Genomic DNA, 6,548 nt, shown 5'->3' on the forward strand with positions numbered 1-6,548 from the left:
CTTTTATAATCGCCAGCGTCGTCACTCACGCCTCGGCTATATTCCACCTGCTTTGTTTGCAAATAATTTCAATCAACAATCGCAGGCAGCTTGAAACATGAGTGTCCGTTATTGACAGTACACCTCACACTTAGCCAGTATATACAGAGTGTTCATGCGTAATGGCCTATTGACGCTTCGCTTCAACGGTGAAGTACTTGTGCACCAATTGCCAAAAGTTCTTACCGCAGTCCATTATGTCGAAGAGGGAGTGCCGGCAGTCGGAACTGGTGTTGTGCCTGTAGAATGGACGAAGTCTATAGATCTTGATTTTGGACAAGGGCAGCGGGTTACCGGATTTGCCGCCATTCGTGAGAAGGCGTCCACATCGCTTGCTGGTTTCGCATTGTTTCGACGCGGGAGATTGATTGAAGGTAGTCATGATGATACCTACCGTCCGCACCAAGTTTTCAAACATGCAAATAGCTATCCCTTCCAGCGCATATTTGGCGAGTTGCACATCGAAGGATTCGACGTTAGCCACACCAAGGATGGATTTCGATGGGAGGAATATGAGGATGAATTCCTTGATCTCCTCAAGGATGCGATTGAAAGTGGCGGTCTTAATTTAATTGCGCAAGCGGAGAACTTTAGATCGCTACCAACTAAACGTGGTATTCAAACTCAGGCGGTTGCGGCGACAACCGCCGTTGCAACCCATTTGGTAACAACAATTGCACCGCTGCTTGTTGATGCGAGATTGAATCCAGCGGAACCAGAAATGCTTCCGTCGGAGATGATCAGCAATCCATTGCAAGCATCGGAAAGAATTATTGAGATTAATGACGGTGCCTATGAATGGATTATCACGCTTCGCACATCAATTGACCCATCAGTAGAACATTGGATTTCGGTTGGCAAAAAAGAATCGCCACTTGATTCCGATAATTCAAAAACGCGCCGGCTCACTATCGATTTGTCACTTGCTCACCCCTTCTCCACGAAATACATTGGTGCATGCAACGAAAACATCGAGCTATTCCTTCGTGTTGCATCAGCAGTTTGCATTTCCTTGGTGTTATCAGAAGACCTTACGGGCGAACCGCCACAGACGGTTCTATATCACTTCAATCACTTACTAAGGGGGGCGCTCGCACGCGCTACCTAAAAAATGGCAACGTCTGTCAAAATTCTCAATAGAGTTCAGCCTCCACTTCGGTGGGTTCCAGTCGCCAAAGATTTCACCGATGAATTTCTAAAACGGAAAGCATCCGACCCAAACGGACCGAGTTATCAGGATCTCACCCAAGGTGATGATTGCGTTCTCTTGGAGGCACAACGAATTCTTGGGCGGTGCTTACCTCCAAATGATTCGGATGCCCACGAAACGGGATTGGTAGTTGGCTACGTGCAAAGTGGTAAGACGATGTCATTTGAGACGGTCATTTCGCTTGCGCGAGACAACGGCTACGGTATTGTTATCGTTCTTGCTGGCACCAAGAATAACCTCAAAGATCAATCCGAGAAGCGACTGAAAAAGGATCTCGGAATTGACGACGGAGAGGTCTGGCATCACTATGCCAATCCAGCCAAGCCAGCGTTGAGTCAAATTGAGAACAAACTGTCTGCATGGCGTAAGGATCAAATTAAGAGACGGGCTGTACTAATTACGGTACTGAAGCAGAAAGACCACCTGGACAAGCTAGTGACGGAAGTTTTAAGAAAACTTTCTCTTGCTGGTGTTCCCGTACTTATTATTGACGACGAAGGCGATCAGGCGAGCCTCAATACAAAGGCATCCAAAAATTTGGCTAAGGCATCGTCAATGCCAGATGAGTCGAGCACTATTTATGACCGAATTTGTGCGGTCCGTGATGCCGTCCCGCATCATTCCTACCTCCAATACACTGCGACTCCTCAGGCAAACTTGCTGCTTGCTCAGACAGATTTGCTGAACCCATCGTTTGCGGAACTCGTGACACCTGGTGGCGCATACACTGGCGGGCAGGCATTTTTCAAGAAGCCTCACAAGTTCGTCGTCGAGATACCGCCGAATGAAGTACCAAGTGCGTCAAACACGTTGTCAGCATCGCCGAAGAGTCTGCTTAGCGCTCTCCGATATTTTTTATTAGCTGCGGCTCATCATTCAATCACAAGAATTAAGGGAAAAGATAGAAATCGATCAATGATGGTTCATCCTGCGATGCAGACGACATCACACCGGATTTACAAGCAGTGGATGGATAAATCACTGAAGACACTTATATCGTTTGTGGAGAAACAGAGCAAGGTAGATCCTGACGCGGTAGCAAGACGTTTTCAGGTTGAATATGATTCGCTCGCCATCACATTCCCGTCCGTCAAGCCATTGGCGGAACTAATAGATGCAATGGTCGAAGATGTTTTTAGTGAATTAAATTGTGTTGAAGTCAACTCGACGGCAGATGCCGAAAAGAACATTGACTGGAGGCAAACGCCATATTGGATACTCGTAGGTGGCAATAAACTTGATCGTGGATACACAGTGGAAGGACTCTGTTCCACATATATGCCAAGGCCGCTAGGAAAATCGCCGGCAGCCGATACGCTTCAACAGCGTGCACGTTTCTTTGGGTACAAGAAAAATTACCTTGGTCTATGCCGAGTTTTTGTGCAAAGCAATGTCATTTCCGCATTTACCGAATATGTTGAGCATGAAAATTTTATTCGCAAGGAACTGGAAGCAGCGCGTGGAAAACCGCTTAGGGATTGGAGGCGAGACTTTTTGCTAACTACCATGCTTCGACCTACTCGACCTAATGTCGTCGGCCTCGGTGTTCGGCGCATCTTGGTTGATGGATGGATGGTACCCGGTGCATTGCAGAGGGACAACGCGGCCGTAATTGCTAACCAAGCATTACTGATTGAAGTCAAGAATGCGTGGAGTGCAAAATATGGGACGCCGGTGAATGCGGCAATTTTTCAACAGTTCAAACCGGCGAAAGGTGATTCACCCAATTTTATTATCGAGTCGGTTCCTCTACTGGCGCTGTTGGAAGATTTTTTCCTAAAGATTCAAGTCAAGGACCCGGTTGATGCAGAGGAACACAGTGCAATGCTTATTGCGCTCACCGAGTTGATGCGTAATGATCCAAATCTAAAAGCGGATGTATTCCTGATGAATAATCTTATTGCGGGATATCGAACACGTGATGCTGGCCGTGGATGGCCGGCCGGACATCCGTCTGCACCGATCAATCAATATTTCAGCCAAAGCGCTGGCTCAGTAAACGATCGCGACTTTTGTTCAAATGAGCGGGTGTCGCTACAGTTGAGAGCATTTGATCTTGGCAAAACGGCGCGTGGTAAAGATACCGCCGATGTGCGCAATGTGACATGGTACGCATTGAATGTGCCAAAGAAGCTGAACAAAGGGCTTGTTATTCAAGATCGGAGTTAGGAATGCTCGGCCTGCATCAACGGTTCATCGCGCTTCCTAGCGCGGAAGCAGTTGCTGAATTTACTGCGATTCCTCTCTCGCAGGATCGTCGGGACTTCCTAGCAAAAGACACCGATGGCGGGCCAGTCTTCTTGCTTCACGACGCCAGTCCGATTCAATACGTTGTTGGACGGAAGTTGCGACATATGTCAGCAGAGTTTCATGCAACATGTCGGGTACAAACCGATGACATCGTAATTGATGATCAATTTGCGATGATTGCTTGCGACCCCACTTCACCTGAACTCCATGAATTGTTTATTCGTTGCGTTGGCGCCGCAGTGGAGAATCTGCCTCCCCAAAGAGGGACCAAAGAGCTAGAACTTTGCGTTCACACGTTACTGGATCTCTTTCGAACTCTGTCGGAACCATCAACTCGCGAAGTATCAGGACTTTGGGCGGAACTCTGGGTTATAGCGAAAAGTAGTAATCCAGCCCAAGCATTGGACGTGTGGCACGACGACACATTTGATCGCTTTGATTTCTCTTGGGAATCGGTCTGCGTCGAGGTCAAATTTACCATGCGCGGTATAAGAGTGCATGAATTCGCATTGGAGCAGTTAAGTGTACCGATTGAAGGTCAGGGCTACGTTGTATCGCTGATGTTGCAGTCGCTCACGGGGGGGTGAGTATTCTTGAGTTGGCAACGGAGATTGAGGCATACTTGAAGACCGCACCTCACTTAAAAACAAAATTGTGGAAGGGTGTTACAAAGGCATTGGGTAAAGATTTTTCTGACAATCTCGATAGGAAATTTGATCTGTCTTTTGCTGAGCGCAATCTTGTCGTATACGATATGTTCGATGTGCCAAAAGTAGAGCAAACGAACGACTCGCGGATCTCTGCAGTGCGTTTCACGGTTGATCTTTCCGCCGTCCGTAGTTCAATCGAAGGAATACCATTGTCCAACTTAAAAGCGATTTTTCGTGTTGCGCAAGATTCGAATCTCGAATAAATATTTTCAGAGATTCGCGCATTAAACAGGTGCGAATAAGTGCCAAGTGTGATCGAGAGCTCTATTTGTCCTTGCATGAAGATTCTGAACTTCATGCACATGGAATGCCCGCATATTTGCAATAACCATAAATCTATTGGATTGGAGGGGAAATGTCTAATGCTACTGAAATCCGCGGAAATAACATCCTAATTATCACTTCAAATAGTATCGAAAAAAATGCATTAGAAACGCAGCTTAAGGAGCAGAATACCAGCCTTAAGTCTCTGCCTGAATTTTCAAACAGAGTGAAGACTGGAGTTTTAAACGGATACCCAATTGTTATATTGAACGCTGAACGCGGAGGATTTAAGCCAAATTCTGTTGGAATGCTACTTCCGGCAGTTCTTCAAAATTTTGCTCCTAAACTGGTTCTTTTGACTGGTTTCTCTTACGGTTGTAGCGGGCGTGTGAATCTTCATGATGTAATCGTAACTAACGAATTGCTATCAATGACAGATATGGAAGGGAAGGACCAGGGCATCGTTTTTCGTACTTTGCCAAGGCTCGTGTCTTCGACCACAAATGAGGAAGTTATAAAATTAATCAATTCGGTGAAAACGCCATTTAAGGACGCTATTGGAACGCCTAATTCCAAATTGCAGCTTCAACACGGCTTAATCTTCAGCGGCGAAGTTTTTGCGAGTGGTGCCCAGTTTTCTCGACAGTTATTTGACAGCGAACAGGACGCAATTGCAGGAGATATGGAGGGACATTTTGTTGCTTCCCAATGTGTCCAGCAGGAAATTCCTTGGTTAATTGTGAAATCTCCGAGCGACTTCGGCACAGGAACCGTTGGCACAAGTAATGCACAAGCGTTTTCTGCATCCGCAGCAGCGAAAGCAACAATATGTCTGATTCAAGAATACGTGAACCAAAATAGTCTGACAATCTCGGATGAACTATCGACCTTCCTCATTGACTCTATCCAAACTCCTTACGAACGTGTCCACGTTGTGCCTAGTTCACAATATGCACATCAAATACGGAAATTTGTGACAAATCTTTCTTTGAGTAGCATTTATGACGACGAATTTCACGATCATTTATTCGGAGTTTTGAAGGAGCATGCAGAAAATGCCGCAAAGCATGCAAAGGCGGACGAGGTTGCTTTCCGAGCGGATGCGGACGGACTTATTTTTGAATATGGTGGATCCTCCTTTAACCCTTTCGAACAATATCCCTTATTAGCAGCGGCAGGTGGAGGAAAGCGTGAATTTTCTGCCTTCGTTAGCAAATACGGATCCACAGAGGGAATAGTTAACGTTGGATGGCGATACACAGAAAATAGAAATCAACTAGTATTCAAATTTACTAAACTTAATGCTGATCTTCGCAAAAATTTTTACTGCACAATGTCTCTGACAACGGAGGAGATGCGTACATATTTTTTCGCTATGAGAAATACATTTTCCGCGGCCCCTGTTGGCATTAACTTCTCACAGTTTGAAGCATGTGAAACACTTTGGATCAATGTTGAAGGTGGAGCGATCAGCGATTCTGACGTGATGCTATTGGACAATCTCTTGGGAATGGTTCCAAAAACAGTGCCGCACATTGTTGTGAGGGGATGGCCTAAGAGATTGATTCCTCATCACAAAGATATGATCAGATCTGGCACCAGGATAGAGTTCTTGTAAGCGCGAGAAACATTTCGAACCACACAAGACACTAATTTATTTTACTAGCTCAAATCGAACTGATGCAAACTGACAGATCAGGTAGGACTCTGGAGTGCTGCCCCCCACAATTACAGTCGCTTAGTAACTATAGATCCAGCTTATTACACAAAACATGTTCAGGCGGTTAGGTAATAAACAAATATTTAGAACTTTGCGCAAGGGGGTAAATCATAGAGATACTTCCTATGCGCTCGGTTTGATCTGCGATAAATATTGAGACGGCTACCAAATAGCAAAGCACAGAAATCTAACGCAAATCCAATGCCGTGAGTTTTGAGGTACCCTGATTTTTTCGGACACTCTTGTTTGTTAAAATAAACGATCAGGAGAAATAATGAAACAGAAAAAGACATACACACCGGAATTGCGAGAAGAAGCCGTAAAGCTTGTTTTGGCGCAAGGGATGACACTGGGA

General features: G+C 45.6%; 6 protein-coding genes. 5 read left to right on the plus strand and 1 reads right to left on the minus strand.

Annotated features, from left to right (window positions below; all coding sequences use genetic code 11):
- Nucleotides 1–154: 154 nt before the first annotated feature.
- From ACO0LL_RS30200 to ACO0LL_RS30220, 5 genes are all read left to right on the plus strand, one after another.
- Nucleotides 155–1,147, plus strand: a complete 993-nt coding sequence (locus ACO0LL_RS30200) for a hypothetical protein (protein WP_422954519.1) — start codon at nucleotides 155–157, stop codon at nucleotides 1,145–1,147.
- 3 nt (nucleotides 1,148–1,150) lie between these two features.
- The gene (locus ACO0LL_RS30205) at nucleotides 1,151–3,418 is read left to right on the plus strand and encodes a Z1 domain-containing protein (protein WP_422954520.1); all 2,268 of its coding nucleotides are present in this window, start codon (nucleotides 1,151–1,153) and stop codon (nucleotides 3,416–3,418) included.
- A 2-nt stretch (nucleotides 3,419–3,420) separates the two neighbouring features.
- Nucleotides 3,421–4,086, plus strand: a complete 666-nt coding sequence (locus tag ACO0LL_RS30210) for a PD-(D/E)XK motif protein (protein ID WP_422954521.1) — start codon at nucleotides 3,421–3,423, stop codon at nucleotides 4,084–4,086.
- A 35-nt stretch (nucleotides 4,087–4,121) separates the two neighbouring features.
- Entirely contained in the window at nucleotides 4,122–4,412 is a 291-nt protein-coding gene (locus ACO0LL_RS30215) for a hypothetical protein (protein ID WP_422954522.1), read from the plus strand.
- 152 nt (nucleotides 4,413–4,564) lie between these two features.
- On the plus strand, nucleotides 4,565–6,091 hold the full coding sequence (locus ACO0LL_RS30220) for a hypothetical protein (RefSeq protein ID WP_422954523.1): 1,527 nt from the start codon (nucleotides 4,565–4,567) through the stop codon (nucleotides 6,089–6,091).
- A gap of 185 nt (nucleotides 6,092–6,276) precedes the next feature.
- On the opposite strand, the gene ACO0LL_RS30225 is transcribed toward ACO0LL_RS30220, so the two are convergent.
- Nucleotides 6,277–6,548 (minus strand): hypothetical protein (locus ACO0LL_RS30225; protein WP_422954524.1); only part of this gene is annotated, 272 nt, incomplete at its 5' end.

The sequence above is a fragment of the Undibacterium sp. TC4M20W genome, assembly GCF_049340245.1.
In the GTDB taxonomy this organism is placed as follows: Bacteria; Pseudomonadota; Gammaproteobacteria; order Burkholderiales; family Burkholderiaceae_D; genus Undibacterium.